The organism is Micromonospora sp. D93 (assembly GCF_018070365.1).
In the GTDB taxonomy this organism is placed as follows: Bacteria; Actinomycetota; Actinomycetes; order Mycobacteriales; family Micromonosporaceae; genus Micromonospora; species Micromonospora ureilytica.
Genome location: NZ_JAGPXW010000030.1, coordinates 1 through 14,173 on the forward strand (window position 1 = coordinate 1; position 14,173 = coordinate 14,173).

17 protein-coding genes are annotated in these 14,173 nt (G+C 72.0%); 4 read left to right on the plus strand and 13 right to left on the minus strand.

All coding sequences use genetic code 11. The features are described 5' to 3' along the window. The coding region (locus KBX71_RS26715; protein ID WP_210820565.1) for a hypothetical protein at positions 1 to 733 on the minus strand (733 nt) is incomplete at its 3' end. 131 nt (positions 734 to 864) lie between these two features. On the opposite strand from KBX71_RS26715, the gene KBX71_RS26720 reads away from it, so the two are divergent. From KBX71_RS26720 to KBX71_RS26730, 3 genes are all read left to right on the plus strand, one after another. Continuing rightward, a complete protein-coding gene (locus KBX71_RS26720) occupies positions 865 to 1,296 on the plus strand; it encodes an OsmC family protein (RefSeq protein WP_210820566.1) in 432 nt (143 codons plus the stop codon). Between the two features lie 151 nt (positions 1,297 to 1,447). After that, on the plus strand, positions 1,448 to 1,795 hold the full coding sequence (locus KBX71_RS26725) for a metallopeptidase family protein (RefSeq protein WP_196930361.1): 348 nt from the start codon (positions 1,448 to 1,450) through the stop codon (positions 1,793 to 1,795). A gap of 85 nt (positions 1,796 to 1,880) precedes the next feature. Continuing rightward, on the plus strand, positions 1,881 to 2,603 hold the full coding sequence (locus KBX71_RS26730; RefSeq protein ID WP_196920294.1) for an AIM24 family protein: 723 nt from the start codon (positions 1,881 to 1,883) through the stop codon (positions 2,601 to 2,603). A 49-nt stretch (positions 2,604 to 2,652) separates the two neighbouring features. On the opposite strand, the gene pheA is transcribed toward KBX71_RS26730, so the two are convergent. From pheA to KBX71_RS26755, 5 genes are all read right to left on the minus strand, one after another. Further along, the gene (pheA, locus tag KBX71_RS26735) at positions 2,653 to 3,609 is read right to left on the minus strand and encodes a prephenate dehydratase (protein WP_210820567.1); all 957 of its coding nucleotides are present in this window, start codon (positions 3,607 to 3,609) and stop codon (positions 2,653 to 2,655) included. Positions 3,610 to 3,619: 10 nt separating this feature from the next. Then, entirely contained in the window at positions 3,620 to 4,123 is a 504-nt protein-coding gene (locus KBX71_RS26740) for a hypothetical protein (RefSeq protein WP_374102647.1), read from the minus strand. Positions 4,124 to 4,330: 207 nt separating this feature from the next. Then, positions 4,331 to 4,720, minus strand: a complete 390-nt coding sequence (locus KBX71_RS26745) for an ACT domain-containing protein (protein ID WP_210820568.1) — start codon at positions 4,718 to 4,720, stop codon at positions 4,331 to 4,333. A 75-nt stretch (positions 4,721 to 4,795) separates the two neighbouring features. Next, positions 4,796 to 5,254 carry a hypothetical protein gene (locus tag KBX71_RS26750; protein WP_210820569.1) on the minus strand — a complete coding sequence of 153 codons (459 nt, stop codon included), beginning with the start codon at positions 5,252 to 5,254 and terminating at the stop codon, positions 4,796 to 4,798. 166 nt (positions 5,255 to 5,420) lie between these two features. Then, a complete protein-coding gene (locus KBX71_RS26755; protein ID WP_210820570.1) occupies positions 5,421 to 6,158 on the minus strand; it encodes a hypothetical protein in 738 nt (245 codons plus the stop codon). 163 nt (positions 6,159 to 6,321) lie between these two features. Here KBX71_RS26755 and KBX71_RS26760 point away from each other — a divergent pair, with 163 nt between their 5' ends. Beyond that, a complete protein-coding gene (locus tag KBX71_RS26760; RefSeq protein ID WP_210820571.1) occupies positions 6,322 to 7,539 on the plus strand; it encodes an arginine deiminase in 1,218 nt (405 codons plus the stop codon). Positions 7,540 to 7,558: 19 nt separating this feature from the next. On the opposite strand, the gene KBX71_RS26765 is transcribed toward KBX71_RS26760, so the two are convergent. The 7 genes from KBX71_RS26765 to KBX71_RS26795 form a co-directional block, all read right to left on the minus strand. Further along, positions 7,559 to 8,446, minus strand: a complete 888-nt coding sequence (locus KBX71_RS26765; protein ID WP_210820572.1) for a DUF5926 family protein — start codon at positions 8,444 to 8,446, stop codon at positions 7,559 to 7,561. A 59-nt stretch (positions 8,447 to 8,505) separates the two neighbouring features. Beyond that, the gene (locus KBX71_RS26770; protein WP_307847327.1) at positions 8,506 to 8,925 is read right to left on the minus strand and encodes an ATP-binding protein; all 420 of its coding nucleotides are present in this window, start codon (positions 8,923 to 8,925) and stop codon (positions 8,506 to 8,508) included. A gap of 76 nt (positions 8,926 to 9,001) precedes the next feature. Then, entirely contained in the window at positions 9,002 to 10,456 is a 1,455-nt protein-coding gene (locus KBX71_RS26775) for a PAS domain-containing sensor histidine kinase (protein WP_210820574.1), read from the minus strand. Positions 10,457 to 10,511: 55 nt separating this feature from the next. Next, positions 10,512 to 11,300, minus strand: a complete 789-nt coding sequence (locus KBX71_RS26780; RefSeq protein WP_210820575.1) for a glycerophosphodiester phosphodiesterase family protein — start codon at positions 11,298 to 11,300, stop codon at positions 10,512 to 10,514. A 10-nt stretch (positions 11,301 to 11,310) separates the two neighbouring features. Next, positions 11,311 to 11,646 carry a rhodanese-like domain-containing protein gene (locus KBX71_RS26785; protein WP_124821443.1) on the minus strand — a complete coding sequence of 112 codons (336 nt, stop codon included), beginning with the start codon at positions 11,644 to 11,646 and terminating at the stop codon, positions 11,311 to 11,313. Between the two features lie 58 nt (positions 11,647 to 11,704). Further along, complete coding sequence (locus KBX71_RS26790; RefSeq protein ID WP_307847328.1) at positions 11,705 to 12,694, minus strand: LCP family protein; 990 nt, start codon at positions 12,692 to 12,694, stop codon at positions 11,705 to 11,707. A gap of 148 nt (positions 12,695 to 12,842) precedes the next feature. Beyond that, a complete protein-coding gene (locus tag KBX71_RS26795) occupies positions 12,843 to 14,111 on the minus strand; it encodes an LCP family protein (protein WP_210820576.1) in 1,269 nt (422 codons plus the stop codon). Positions 14,112 to 14,173 lie beyond the last annotated feature (62 nt).

Genomic DNA, 14,173 nt, shown 5'->3' on the forward strand with positions numbered 1-14,173 from the left:
GGGGGTCGGGGCGGGCGAAGGGGGCGGCGGGGGTGACCGTCAGGTCGGCTGGGGCCGGTAGGCCGTCCTCGATCGGGTCGTGGTCTCGGCGGCGGCGCCAGGGTCGTGGTGCTGGCGCGTCGGCGGGGCGGTCGTCGTCCGGTGGCCCGGCGAGCGCGCCGGGGGGTACGGCGGGCGTCAGCCGCAGGGCGGCCGCGAACAGCAGACAGGCGGCGAACGCCATCACCAGCCCACGGCCGTACTCGGCCTGGAAGCCGTCCTGGGACGAGTAGGGGAGGTTTCGCTGCCCGGCGTCGTTGAGGGTGGCCGCGGCGGCGACCAGGAGTGCCAGCAGGGCGCCGGCCATGGCGAGACCGGCCAGCCGAGCGTTCGGCCGCACGGCCGCCGTGCCGCGCAACGCCAGCGCCACGGTGCAGACCAGGGCGAGGAGCCCGACCAGGTAGCCGACCCCGAAGCCACCGATCTCGGACACCCCGGCGGGCACCTTGATCGTCGTGTTCCCCTCGGGCCCGCCGTTCGGCAGGCTCATCACCAGCCACTCACCGATGAGTGAGGCGATCGCCGCCACCGCGCCCAGACCGGCGAGCAGCAGGGGCAGCCGAGGATCCTGCGCGAAGTCGGCCAGGGACCAACCGAACCGGCGTCGCGGAGCCGGGTCGACGGCACCCCACTCGATCACCGCCGGGGCCTCGGAGCGGTCGCCCTGCCGCGGGATTGGAAGCTCCTCGGACATCGGCCACCCTTCCGCCGGTCACGGACCTGGGTCGCATCATGGCACAGCAAGCTGGTGGTGACAGGGATCGCAGGGCCGGCGAGCGCGCCGGTCTGTCGCTCGACGGTCGCCTTTCCGCTAGCGTTTGCCTCATGCCAATCCGTACCGCTTCAGCACAGTGGCAGGGCAATCTCACCGAGGGCGGGGGCACCGTCCGCACCGGTAAGGGCGGCCTGTCCGGCAACTACTCCTTCAAGTCGCGCTTCGAGGAGGGTGAGGGCACCAACCCCGAGGAGCTCATCGCCGCCGCGCACGCCGGCTGCTTCTCGATGGCGTTCTCCAAGGCGCTTGCCGACGCGGGCTCGACGGCCACCTCGGTCGAGACCACCGCCAAGGTGCACCTGGACAAGACCGACGCCGGCATGAGCGTGACCCGGATCGACCTGGAGACCGTCGGCCAGGTCCCGGGTATCGACGACGCCGAGTTCCAGAAGCTCGCCGAGGCCGCCAAGGCCAACTGCCCGATCTCCCGCCTGCTCTCGCCGGGTGCCGAGATCACCCTCAGCGCCCGCCTGGCTGCCTGAGCGAGCCGACCCACACCGGTACGTCCACGGAAGGAGCCTCCGCCCGGTCCAGGGTGGTCGCTTCTTCCGTGCATGTGCGGGCTGACGGCCACGGTCGTGCAGCAGGACCGGGCCGCGTGCCCCCGCGTCGGGCACAATGGGCGAGGTGCCGGTGGAGATGAGCCGTGAGCGCTTCGAGGAGTTGGTCGGCGAAGCCCTCGACGACGTGCCCGAAGAACTGCTCGGCCTGATGAACAACGTGGTGATCCTGGTCGAGGACGACCCACCACCGGGAGAGGCCGACCTGCTCGGCCTCTACGAGGGGCATGCGCTGACCCAGCGCGGCTGGGACTACTCCGGCGTGCTGCCCGACCGGATCTTCATCTACCGCCGTCCGATCCTGCGGATCTGCGACAACGACGAGGACGTCATCGACGAGGTGGCGGTGACAGTGGTGCACGAGATCGCCCACCACTTCGGCATCGACGACGCGCGGTTGCACGCCCTCGGCTGGGGCTGAGCCCGCCGCCCGTCCGATGGGCGCTGCTTGCCGTGGTCGCCTACCGTCGGTGCAGCGAACGCGACCCTATTCAGGAGGCCCTTTCATGCGCAGCGAGCTGTTCTCCGCGGAGAATCTGGAGAAGGAGTCCGCGCAGCCCGGCATGCGGTTGCAGAACTCCAAGATGTTGAAGATCGAGCTCAACGGCGAGGCGATGGCCCGGGTCGGGTCGATGGTCGCCTACCAGGGGAACGTGCAGTTCCAGGCGCTGGGCTCAGGCGGGCTCGGCAAGTTCCTCAAGCAGAAGCTCACCGGCGAGGGTGTCCCGCTGATGAAGGTCTCCGGCCAGGGTGACGTTTTCCTCGCCGAGTTGGCCAAGGACGTGCACATCATCGACCTGGAGCCGGGCGACGCCCTCTCCATCAACGGCAGCAGCGTGCTCGCCTTCGACTCCACCCTCCAGTACGACATCAGGATGGTCGGCGGCGCCGGGATGGCGTCCTCGTCGGGCCTCTTCAACTGTGTGTTCAGCGGCTACGGGCGCATCGCCATCACCACCAAGGGCACCCCGGTCGTGCTCAACGTGGACGCCCCGACGTACGTCGACCCGCAGGCGGCGGTCTGCTGGTCGGCGAACCTCCAGACCGGTTACCACCGGGCCGAGCAGCTCGGCCTCGGCACGCTGCTCGGCCGTCGCACCGGTGAGTCGTTCACCATGAGCTTCGCCGGTCAGGGCTTCGTGGTGGTGCAGCCGTCCGAGGAGCCGCCGGTCCTGGGCAGCGGCCAGCAGCAGCAGGAGGGCGGTCTGCTCGGCGGTCTGCTGAGCTGACCGCGGCGGTGCGGGCGCTCCTGATCTTCGGGGGCGCCCCGCCCCCGGGTCAGGTCAACTCACCGGTCCGCAGTCGGGTCAGCCAGGCCGCCGCGTCGGCGTAGTCGACGTCGGAGAGGCCCGCCGGCGCGGGTACCGGGCGTTCGCCCGCCGCCTCGGCCCACCGGTGCCGGGGATAGGAGCCCAGGAAGCGGACGTCGGCGCAGACCCGGCGGAGCCCCTGCAGCGCCTCGCCCAGGCGTACGTCGACCACGTGGCCGGTGCAGTCCAGGAAGAAGACGTAGCGGCCCAGCGCCTCGCCGGTCGGACGGGACTCGATCCGGGTCAGGTTGACCCCCCGGACGGCCAACTCCATCAGCACGGACAGCAGCGCGCCGACCCGGTCGTGGGCGATGTAGACCGCGAGCGAGGTGAGGTCGTCACCGGTCGGCGGCGGTGGCGGCCCGGGGCGGGACACCAGCGCGAACCGGGTCACCGCGTCGGGGTGGTCGGCGATCTTGTCGGCGAGTGTGGTGAGTCGGTGCCGGGCGGCGCCGATCGGCGCGCAGATCGCCGCGTCGTACTCGCCCGTGCCGGCACCGGCGGCGGCCGCGCCGTTGGAGAGCACGTCGACCACCACGGCGTCGGGCAGGTGGTCGCGCAGCCAGCCCCGGCACTGGGTGGACGCCTGTGGGTGGGCCGCCACGGTGCGGATCGAGGTCAGTGAGGTGCCGGGCCGCGCGGCGAGCACGAACTCCACCGACAGGATCACCTCTCGGGTGATCACCAACGGCTCGCCCTCGGCCATCTCGTCCAGCGTGACGCCCACCGCGCCGCCGATCGAGTTTTCCAGTGGCACCAGCGCGGCGTCGGCGTCGCCGGCGCGGACGCTGTCCAGCGCCTCCCCGACGCTACGTGCGGGCGTACGGGTGCCGCGCTCGGCGGCGGGTATGGAGCGCAGAGCCTGCTCGGCGAAGGTGCCCTCCGGCCCGAGGAAGACGAAACGTGTCGGCGGTGTTCCCGGCATGCCGATCAGCCTACGCACCCGGTCCGTTGGCCGGGCCGGCGTCACAGGCGAGGGCGCGGATCCCGGCCGGGCTGGTGGCGCGTACCTCGATGGTGCAGACGTCCGTGCCGGCGGTGACCAGCACCGGGGCGCTGGGCTCGCCCCGGGTGACCACCTGGAGTTCCTCGTGCCCGGTCACCGTCAGCACTGTGAACTGCCAGTCGCCGGCGCAGAGCGGCCCGGTGCGGACCTGGACCCGGACGTTCGCCGGCAGCACTCCGGCCCGGCCGCGCAACAGTCGCAGCACCCGTTGGCCGGTCGGCCCGTTGCGGCAGGCCGTCGCGACCAACCCGGCGTCGGGGGTGGGCGTGACAGTAGGGAGAGGCGGCGCGGTGGCCGGCGGGGTCGCCGGTGCGGTGCTCGGGGCGGGCGTCGTCGGGGTCGCGGTGTGGGTGGGCACGCCGGTCGGCTCTCCGAGCCCGGGTGGGGCGCCACAGCCGGCCAGCACGACGACAGCGAACGCCGCGACGGCCATCGGCAGGACCCGGGCGAGGGTACGCACGGGAACGCGGTCGGGTGTCCGGCCAGGAGTTGCCGGTGGGGTGTTGACCGTCGCCCGCGCCGAGGGGGACGCGGGGTGGGGTGGGGTGAACGGCACGGGCCGATCCTCGGGACATCGGAGAATTCGTCGCGGCCGGGGTGGCCGTGCCCATCGTAGGGCGAGCCGCTGATCGGGTGAAGGTCAGCCGGTGACGCGGTGCCCGGCGCGCTGGAGTGCGGCCGTGCCCTCGGTCAGTCGGACGGTCGGCACCAGCAGATAGTCGGTGTCGAAGGTGGAGAACGTGACGGCGCTGACCCGTGCCTCGGCGAGCGGGTCGACGAGCGCGGCCAGGCTGCCGGTGCCGGCCAGCGTCACCGGGGCGGTGACCCGTAGACAGCGCCAGGTCGTCTCGACCACGGCCTGGGCCGGCGCCCGGTCGGCTGGGCAGATCACGGAGATCCCGTCGGAGGTCCAGCTCACCGTCACCACGTCCGCGCCGCTCAGCCCGCTCGACAGCGCGTACGGCAGGGTGGTGCCGGCGGCCAGCCGGCACACCGCGTATTCCCCCGGCAGTAGAGCGATGTCGAGCATGAGGGCACCCTACGGCCTTCGTGCGGGCCTACCCCGGCAACGCCGCGTGCGGCGAAGGACACACTCCGCCGCAGGTCAGACCTCGGAGAAGAAGGTGAGTGAGCCAGCGACGGTGCCGTCGGTGAGCACCGGGGTGGAGATCGCGTCGACTGTCGCGTCGGAGCTGCCGGCCGAGGCGGCCTGCACCCGGAGTAGCCCACGGGCGAGTCGGCCGGAGGAGAGCGCCAGCAGGGGCGGGATCTTGTCGATCTCGGCTTCGGTCAGCTCGCCCCGGTTGGCCGTGAAGTCGAGCAGACGCAGCCCGCCGTCGAGCAGCGGTCGACCGATCAGCCCGGCCGGCTCACCGAGACAGAGCAACTCGCAACCGGTCGTGGAGATCGCCACCACCCGGGTGTCGGCGTCGATCAGCAGGCACGGCTCATCGGCTCGGGAGACTGTCGACGACCATTGGCCGACGTTGTCGGACTCCGGCTCTGTCGAGGCCCGCGCCGCCGGCACGAACGCTTCCGAGAGCGAAAGTTCGACGTGGGCCACCGCGCCTCCTATGTGCACCGATCGACTGTCCACGCTAGCGGGTCGCCGACGAATCACCGAGCGCACCTGGTCACCGGGGCGCGGCGTTGACCGCAGCGACCGATGACGGCGCGGAGACCGGTGAGGTGAACGGGGGGACCGGAGCCGCGTGGCGTCGCCGGTGACGTTACCGGCGGTGGGCCGGCTTGTCAGCGGCCGTTCGGCCCTCGTCGTACCACCGGTAGTCGGCAGTTGGACGGTACGTGCCGTTCAGCCAGGTGCCGGGGTGCTGTGCGACCCGGGAAAGCTTCTCGGCGGTGGCGGGGCTGATCCGGCTGCCACCGGCCACGAGCAGCCGGTCCAGTTCCCGGTGGGTGGCCATCAGGCAGTCCTTCGGAAGCCCGTAGACGCTAATCACGCCGGAGCCGACGAAGGTCAGCACCGGCGTCACCGGAACGGGCAGCCCCACCGCTTCGGAGAGCGCCTTGCTGGCCCGCTTGGCGTCCCGGCGGGACTCGGCCACGTACGGGGGCCGCTTGCCGTTGATCTGCACCACGTCTCCGGCGACGAGCACCCTGGCCCGGCCGTGGTCGGCGATGGTCACGGCGAAGAGGCCGCTCGGCCCGATGGCGAGGAACCCGGCCCGATCGTCCTGACCGCGGTCGAGGACGTCCGTCACGTCGGTGCGGGGCCACTCGATCACGTGCCAGGCGGGCCCGAGATGGTCGAGTTGGCCCAACGCCCGTGCCCCGGCCGCCTCCAGGCGGCGTGCACCCCGCTCGGCCCGACGGCGGCGGGCCCATTCGAGCGGTGTCGGACGGACCGGTTCGAGAACCCCCGGCGTCTCGACGCGGGGGTGTGGCACCGCGACGGGCGGCAGTGCCCGAGCGGACGGTACGGCTCGTCGTGCGGGAAAGACAGTCATCGCGACCTCCGGCAAAAGGTCCCTCGAAGTTATGTCCTCACTACCCTACGTTGCCACTACCGGTGTTCGGCAAGCCGGAGCGCCGGAGTGAGTGTGGATGAATGCCATATTCATCCACAGTTCTTTTCTCGGATGCCGCTAAACCCTGCCCTACGCTGCGGGAGTGACCCACTACGTCGACAGTGAAGTCGGGCGGCTCGGCACCGTACTGCTGCACCGGCCCGGCCCCGAACTGGCCCGGCTCACCCCACGCAACAACGACTCGCTGCTGTTCGACGCGATCCCGTGGGTGGGGCGCGCCCAGGAGGAGCACGACGCGTTCGCCGCCGCCCTGCGCGAGCGCGACGTCGAGGTGCTCTACCTCGCCACCCTGCTGGCCGAGACGCTTGCCGTAGCCGACGCCCGGGCCGAACTCACCGAGCAGGTGCTGCGCTCCCGACGGCTCGGCGACACCCTGCGCTCCCGCGTCGCCGACCACCTCGCCTACCTGGACCCGGCCGCCCTGGCCGACGTGCTCACCGCCGGGCTGGCCCACGAGGAGTTGCGGATCAGCTCGGAGCGACCGGGTGGACTGGTCTACACGCTGATGGACCGACACGACTTCGTCATCGATCCACTGCCCAACCTGCTGTTCACCCGCGACTCGTCGCTGTGGATCGGCGACCGGGTAGGTGTCACCAGCCTGGCCATGCCGGCCCGCCGCCGCGAGACCACCCTGACCGACGCCATCTACCGCCACCACCCCCGGTTCGCCGGCACCGAGTTCGTCTACCGCCCCGGCCTGGAGCACCTGGAGGGCGGGGACGTGCTGCTGCTCGCACCCGGGGTGCTGGCGGTCGGTGTGGGCGAGCGGACGACCCCGGCCGGCGCCGAGCGTCTCGGCCGGCAGGTCTTCGCCGCCGGCCTGGCCCACACCATCCTGGTGGTGCCGATCGCCCAGAAGCGCGCCACCATGCACCTCGACACCGTGTGCACGATGGTCGACGTGGACGCCGTGCTGATGTACCCCAACATCGCGAGCGCGCTGTCCGCGTACACGGTGATCGCCGGCGCGGACGGCGAGGACCCCCGGGTGGACGGGCCGGCGCCGTTCCTGCGGGCCGCCGCGGACGCGATGGACCTCGACCTGCTCCGGGTCATCGACACCGGGCTGGATCCGGTCACCGCGGAACGCGAGCAGTGGGATGACGGCAACAACACCCTCGCGCTGGCCCCCCGGCTGTGCGTCGGCTACGAGCGCAACACCGAGACCAACGCCCAACTGGAGCGGGCCGGCATCGAGGTGATCCCGATCGCCGGCTCCGAGTTGGGCTCCGGCCGCGGCGGACCGCGCTGCATGTCCTGCCCGATCACCCGCGACCCGCTACCCGCCGCCGGCTGAACGGGACGACGGCCCCGGCTCAGCGCAGGGTGAGCTGGCGGCCGAGCAGCCCCTGACGGGCCCGACGGCCGGCGGCGTCGAGAGGGTCGGTGACGGTGAGCGCCTCCGCGTACCGCTTGGCGAACTGCGCCACCGGCTCCTCCCACTCGGCCGCCGGGGTCTCCTCCGGCAGGTCCCAGACCGGCACGAGTCGACCGTGCGCGCGGAACATGCCGGCGAACTTGGTCTGCTCGCCGAGGGTCAGCGTGCCGGCCGCGCCGAGGCGGGCCAGCGCGTCGAGTGCGGCGTCCTCGTCGTCGGGCAGCACCCACCGCACGTGGGCCTTCTCCGGCACCTGACACCAGTAGGCGGCCTTCGCCGCGGTCAGCCGGACCGTCGGGTAGATGGCCGCGTTCGCCCGCTCCAGGGACGCCTGGACGGTCGGATCGTCGGCGGCCCCGGGGTCGAGCCAGAAGTCGAAACCGTCGTGCATGGTGATATCCAGCGGACCGTCCACGAGGATGTCCTGCAGACGCGGCCCGGGCCCGGGCAGCGGCGGCACTGCCACCTGGCCGCCCGGCTCGGTGCGCAGCGCGCTGAGCAACGCGTCGGCCAGATCCCGGGAGACGTCGCCGGACTGCTGGTGACGCTGGAGACCGATGAGTACGCGGCCGTCCGGCTTGGTGATCGCCGGGGCGGCCATCGGCAGCACAGTGGCGAGCGTCGCCTCCCGGTCACCGAACTCCTCGACCAGGGCGGGCGCCAGCCGCAGCGGGGCGGAGGCGGCGGGCACCAACTCGCGCAGCGCGATCCACTCGGACTCGTCGACCAGCCCGTCGAACGGACGCGGCACGAAGACGTCCCGCACCTTGTCGCGGCGGGGAGCGGTGTCGGTGGCGGTGCGCTGGCTCTTTCGACGCTTACTCACGGCGTCACAGCCTAGAGCCCCGGGCGGCTGGCCGTGGCCGGGACCCGCCCGAGCCGTACTCAGCCCGCCGGCACCAGGTTGGGTCGGGGTGCCGGCACCCTGTCGAACTCCGCCCAGACGCGCTGGCCCATGCCGTCCTGCTCGACGCCCCAGCGGCTGGCCAGGCCGGCCACGATGTGCAGCCCGCGCCCGTCCGCCGCGTCCGGACTGGCCGTCCGGAGCCGTGGCCCGGTGCTCGGGCCGCCGCCGTCGGTGACCCGCAGCTGGATCAGTGCGCCCTCGGCCGACGGCCGCAGCCGCCAGGCAACCCGGATCACGCCGCCGGGCAGAGGTCTGGCGTGCCGCACCGCGTTGCCCACCAACTCCGCGAGTACGGCGATCAGGTCCGCGAGGAGCGTCGGGGGTACGACGTCCGCCAGCTCGGCGGCGAGCCGGTGCCGGGCCAGCCGTGCCCCGCCCGGATGGTGGGGAACCACCACGCACCAGGCTTGATCCCTCGCTGCTGCCGCCGCTGCTGCCGCTGCCACCGTCGCCTCCACGTCGCGCCACCCCTGGTCAACCGCGTGGTAGCCGCACCTCTGCGACCGTACCGCCGCCGGTCCTCGGACGTAGGGATACCCATCCATTCTGCTGTTCAACGATTCGGCGGACGAGATAGAGGCCGAGCCCGGCCCCCGGGTAACCGCGACGGTCGCCCGACTCGCCCTGCCAGAACCTGTCGAACGCCCGCTCCACGTGCTCGGGGCGGATGCCGATGCCCTGGTCACTGACCCGGAACGCCACCAGTTGACCCTGGCCGCAAGCAGTGATCTCGATGGGGGAATCCGGTGCCGAGTACTTACCGGCGTTGGTCGTCAACTCGGTCAGCACGGTGGCCAGGCTGGGCCGGTGACCGAGCGCCTTGGGCAGATCGCCCGGGAGGCGGAGCACCAGCCGGCGGCGCAACTCCGCAGGCAGGTCCCCGACGGCGGCGCGCAGCGCCTCGCCGAGGTCGAACGGGGTGGGAGGGTCGTCGCCCGGTCCCGCCTCGGCCGCCGAGCTGAGGAGACGGTCGACCAACCGGGCCAGCTCGTTGGCGCGTTGCCCGATCACCCGGGCCGCCTGCCGTCGGTCGACCTCGGTCAGCGACTCCCAGTGGTCGGTGAGGGTGTCCGCGTACCCCTTGATGACGGTGACCGGGGTGCGCAGCTCGTGGCTGGTCACCGCGATGAACAGCTCCCGGTCGTGGTCGCGGCGCTGCTGGTCGGTGATGTCGCGGAAGGTGACCACCCGCAACGTGCCCGGGCCGGGCAGGTCGCCGGAGGTGATCCGCAGCCAGCGGCCGTCCGGCATCCGGTGGTCCCGAACCTGCCCGGAAGGCGGCAGCGGGAACGGCAGTGGGCGGCTCAGCGCCTGCTCGACCGTCCGGCCGGTGACCTGGGCGGCGGCCGGGTTCCAGAGCCGGACGTGCCCGTCCCGGTCGACGACGGCCAGCCCGTCGGCGAGGGCCGCCACCACCGGGCCGTCGCCGTGCACAGGCAGGCCACTCTGGTCGCCGTACATGTGTCCGACGCAGGACGCGAGGTAGGCGACCACGCCCTGCTGCTCGGCGCCCGGCTCGTCGTCGCCCGGGTAGAGCGCGTGCAGGCTGCCGACTGTGTGACCGCCGATCTCGGCCCGGGAGACCGCCATCCGGCGCAGGCCGCTGCCGGCCAGTTCGCCGGCCAGCTTGCCGTTGAGGTCACTGACCCGCACCTGGCGCACCCGTGGCCCGGAGAGCAGGCAGACGGTGTCCGGGTCGTCGACCGCCAGCGGTCGACCGAGGGCCCACTCCGCCGCGCCGGTCGCGGCGATCACGCGACCGCCGGTCGGGCCGAACTCGACGAACGCCATCCCGGTCGCGCCGAGCGCCGGCTGGGCCACCCGGAGCAGTTGGGTGAGGACCGGCAGGCCCGCGTCCCCAGAGTTGATCATCTCGATCACGACGGTGTGGCCGGCGAGGAGAGCGGGGAAATCGATACGCTCCGGCATGTGCCGAGTCTGCCCCGCCGACCCGCATTTGGGCACCCCCGCCCGGCCGATGGGGTCAGCGGCTCAGCCGGGCGAGGGCGTACGCCGGCCGGTCGGTGATGATCCCGTCCACCCCGGCGGCCAGCACCAACTCCAGGTCGGTCGGTTCGTTGACCGTCCAGACGTACACCTGGTTGCCGGCCGCGCGCAGTGCGGGCAGCAGTTGCGGGCGGGCCCGGACCAGGCCGATTCCCGGCCCGGCGATCCGGGCGCCGAACGGCAGCCGGCCCAACCGCAACCAGCGCGGCAACACCTCCAGCAACAGCACGGTGGGCAGCGTCGGGGCCAACTCGTGCACCCGACGGACCGCCAGCGGGGAGAACGACATGACGGTGACCTGTACCGGGTCGTCCGGCGCGGGGTCGGCCAGCCCGTACCGGCGCAGCAGGCTGACCAGCCGCCGTTCCACGTTCGAGCCGTAGCGGGACGGGTGCTTCGTCTCGACCAGCAGCCGGACCGGCCGGCCGGCGGCGAGCACCGCGTCCAGGAGCCGGGCCAGGGTCAGTAGCCGGGTGTGCGACTCGTCCGGCGGCAGGTCGCCGTTCGGCGCGCTGCCCGGGTGCCACGAGCCGAAGTCCAGGGCGTCCAGCTCGGCGAGCGTACGCGCGCTGACCAGACCGCGACCGTTGCTGGTGCGGTCGAGTCGTCGGTCGTGCACACAGACCAGATGCCCGTCCCGGGTCAGCCGGACGTCGCACTCCAGGCCGTCGGCGCCCTCGTCGAGAGCGCGCAGGTACGCGGCGAGGGTGTGCTCGGGTAGGTCGAACGAGGCGCCGCGGTGCGCGAAGACCAGTGGCCCGCCCATTCCGCCGGCCTCAGATGACCTGGCCGGGCTGCCCGTTCGCGTCGACCACCGGTCGGCCGACCGCAGCCCACTGGCGCATCCCGCCGTCGGCGTTGCGCACCTGCTCCCAGCCGTTGTTGATCAGGTAGGCGACGACCTGGGCGGAGCGCCCGCCGGAACGGCAGACGACCGCCACCTCCCGGTCGGTGGGCACCTCGGCCAGCCGGGCCGGCAGCTCCATCATCGGCAGGTGGTGGGCGGTGGGCGCGTGGCCAGCCGCCCACTCGTCGTCCTCCCGCACGTCCAGCAGGTAGGTCTCGGCGGCGATCTCGGTCACGGGCACGGTGGGAACCTGGGGTCCGAACACAGGAAGCAACACTAGATCCTCCCGGCCCGGTTCGGCACCGACCGGGCCGTCGGCACCGTCACAACCGGGTCACCCAGCGGGGGTTGGCCTGCGCCCAGGCCGGCACCCGCGTGCCGCTGAGCGCCTCGAAGAGCCCGTCGCCCCCGTTGTCCAGCACCACGTACGAGACCTCGTCGATGGTCTGCGGCGAGGAGGGCACCTGGACGCCGCGCATCCCGTCGGGCGGCAGCGCGCGGAGCGCGAGGAGCAGGTCCTCCAGGGGTACGCCGTTGGTGTCGACGGTCAACGAGCCGCCTACCGCCCGGAGCACCTGGTCCAGTTTGACGGGGTTGCTCCGCAGGTCCGCCCGGCCGGCGCTGTCCAGCATCGCCCGGAGCAACTGCTGCTGGTGGTGTTGTCGGTCGTAGTCACCGCCGGGCAGGTCGTAGCGCTGTCGGACGTAGTCCAGCGCCTGCGCCCCGTCCATCTGGTGGCAGCCGGTGGGAAAGACACGGTTGGTGTGGATCGAGCGGACCTCGGTGTCCACGCACATCTGCACCCCGCCCAGCAGGTCGATGACCTTCCGGAAACCGGAGAAGTCGATCAGAGCGGCGCCGTCGAACCGGAGTCCGGTGAGCCGGTGCAGGGTGGCGGAGAGTAGTTGGGCGCCGGCCTGCCCGCCGCCGCCGTGCTCGTACGCCGCATTGATCTTGTCTTGACCGCCGCCGAAGCCGTTCGCGGGCGGGATGGCGACCAGCAGGTCACGCGGGATGGAGACCAGGTACGCCTCCCGCTGCCCGGCGGGGACGTGCACGATGAGGATGGTGTCCGAGCGTTGGTCCGGGCCGCTGTCGCCCGGGCGCCGGTCGGAGCCGACCAGGAGATAGTTGAGTGGCCCGTCCAGGTCGGTGCGGTCGGTGCGGGCGGCGGGGTCGAGCAGTTGCTCCTTGGTCACCGTGCGGTCGTACCGGTGGCTGAGCGTCTTGAGCCCGGCCACGGCGAGCCCCGCCAGCAGGACGAGGGCCAGGCCGATGCCGAGCAGGATCCGCGGCCCACGGGCGCGAGGCACGTGGCCGGACGGGGCCGCTCCGGCCCGGCCCGCTGCGTTCCGTCCCCACCTGGACGTGACCGCCTCCCCGCAGCCGATACGTGAAACCTGCTCACGTCAGGCTACGGGCGGTGACGGGGTCGTCGCTGGCTTTCCGCGACTCCCGGCCTCACTTGCGAGTGGAGATCACCTCGGGGTGGGTGAAGACGAACTCGGCGAGTTTGTCCTGCTTGACGGCCCGGAACATCGCCATCGTCTCTTCGCTCAAGCCCTCGGTGTTGTTGTTGTTGGCGTTGAAGGTGCCGTTGTTGGTCTTGAGCATGCTCAGCTCGTTGCCGGTGACCCCGCGCATGGTGAAGATGAAGTCCTCGATCGGCACGCCGCCGGTGTCCAACACGAACGCCTTGCCCGCCGCCTTGATCAGGTTGTTCATCTTGGCCGGGTTGGACAACATCCCGCCCTCGGTGGCCTTCTTCGCCATCGCCTTGATCAGCTGCTGCTGGTTGGCCTGCCGGTCGTAGTCGCCGTTCTTGAGGGTCTTGCGCTGGCGGGAGTAGTCGAGCGCCGCCCAACCCTCCATCTCCTGGCAGCCCTTCTTGTGCACCACCGGGGTCCGCTGCTTGCCGGTCTTCTTGGCATCCGCGTTCCACATCGGCTTGCCGTCGACGTACGACATGTGCAGCGACTTGACCTCCTGGCTGACACAGATCCGCACCGTGCCCAGGGTGTCGATGACGTTCTTGAAGCCACCGAAGTTGATGATCGCCGCGCCGTCGAAGCTGATCCCGGTGAGCCGCTTGATCGTCTGGGCCATCAGCTGGGCGCCACCCTCCCAGCCGCCGCCGTTGGCGGCACCGGCCTGGAAGGCGGCATTGATCTTGCCGGAGCCGCCGCCGTAGCCGCTCTTCTCGAACGCCGGGATCTGCGCCTCGGTGTCCCGGGGGATCGAGATCAGGTACGCCTGGTCGTGCGTGGCCGGAATGTGCAGGACGATGATGCTGTCCGAGCGGACGTCGTCGGCGGCCCAGCGCTCCCGCGCGTCCACGCCGAGCAGCAGCATGTCGATCGGGCCGTCCAGGCTCGCGCCGCCCTCGGCGTCGGACTTGCCGGCCTCACCGAGCAGGTTGCCCTTGGCGATGCCGCCGGTCGCCTGCCCGATCAGGGCCTTGCTGCCGACGATGGCCACCCCGCTGCTCAGCATCAGCACGGCACCGAAGACCACTGTCAGCCTGGCCCAGAGCGGGTCCTTGCGCTTGGTCCGCTTCTTCGAACCACCGCCACCCGGGCGGTCGCCACCGCCACCACCGCCGCTACCGGGCGGGCGGGCGCCCGGCCCGCCGCCCGAGGGGCGTGCCTGAGCGGGGATGGCCGCAGCGACTCGACCGCTGGGGGCGGCTGACCCGGGGGAAGAAGGGTGACGACTGGCCTGAACCGGCATGCGTGCTCCAGCTCGTGATCAGGAGGGGGCGGCACCACTGTACGTACATCAAATCGACTTGG

What these genes read in the sequence shown, in the direction of transcription:
- KBX71_RS26720 (WP_210820566.1), top strand. Translation starts at nt 865, where the DNA reads ATGCCAATCCGTACCGCTTCAGCACAGTGGCAGGGCAATCTCACCGAG.
- KBX71_RS26730 (WP_196920294.1), top strand. Translation starts at nt 1,881, where the DNA reads ATGCGCAGCGAGCTGTTCTCCGCGGAGAATCTGGAGAAGGAGTCCGCG.
- pheA (WP_210820567.1), bottom strand. Translation starts at nt 3,609, where the DNA reads ATGCCGGGAACACCGCCGACACGTTTCGTCTTCCTCGGGCCGGAGGGC.
- KBX71_RS26740 (WP_374102647.1), bottom strand. Translation starts at nt 4,123, where the DNA reads ATGGCCGTCGCGGCGTTCGCTGTCGTCGTGCTGGCCGGCTGTGGCGCC.
- KBX71_RS26745 (WP_210820568.1), bottom strand. Translation starts at nt 4,720, where the DNA reads ATGCTCGACATCGCTCTACTGCCGGGGGAATACGCGGTGTGCCGGCTG.
- KBX71_RS26755 (WP_210820570.1), bottom strand. Translation starts at nt 6,158, where the DNA reads ATGACTGTCTTTCCCGCACGACGAGCCGTACCGTCCGCTCGGGCACTG.
- KBX71_RS26775 (WP_210820574.1), bottom strand. Translation starts at nt 10,456, where the DNA reads ATGCCGGAGCGTATCGATTTCCCCGCTCTCCTCGCCGGCCACACCGTC.
- KBX71_RS26780 (WP_210820575.1), bottom strand. Translation starts at nt 11,300, where the DNA reads ATGGGCGGGCCACTGGTCTTCGCGCACCGCGGCGCCTCGTTCGACCTA.
- KBX71_RS26795 (WP_210820576.1), bottom strand. Translation starts at nt 14,111, where the DNA reads ATGCCGGTTCAGGCCAGTCGTCACCCTTCTTCCCCCGGGTCAGCCGCC.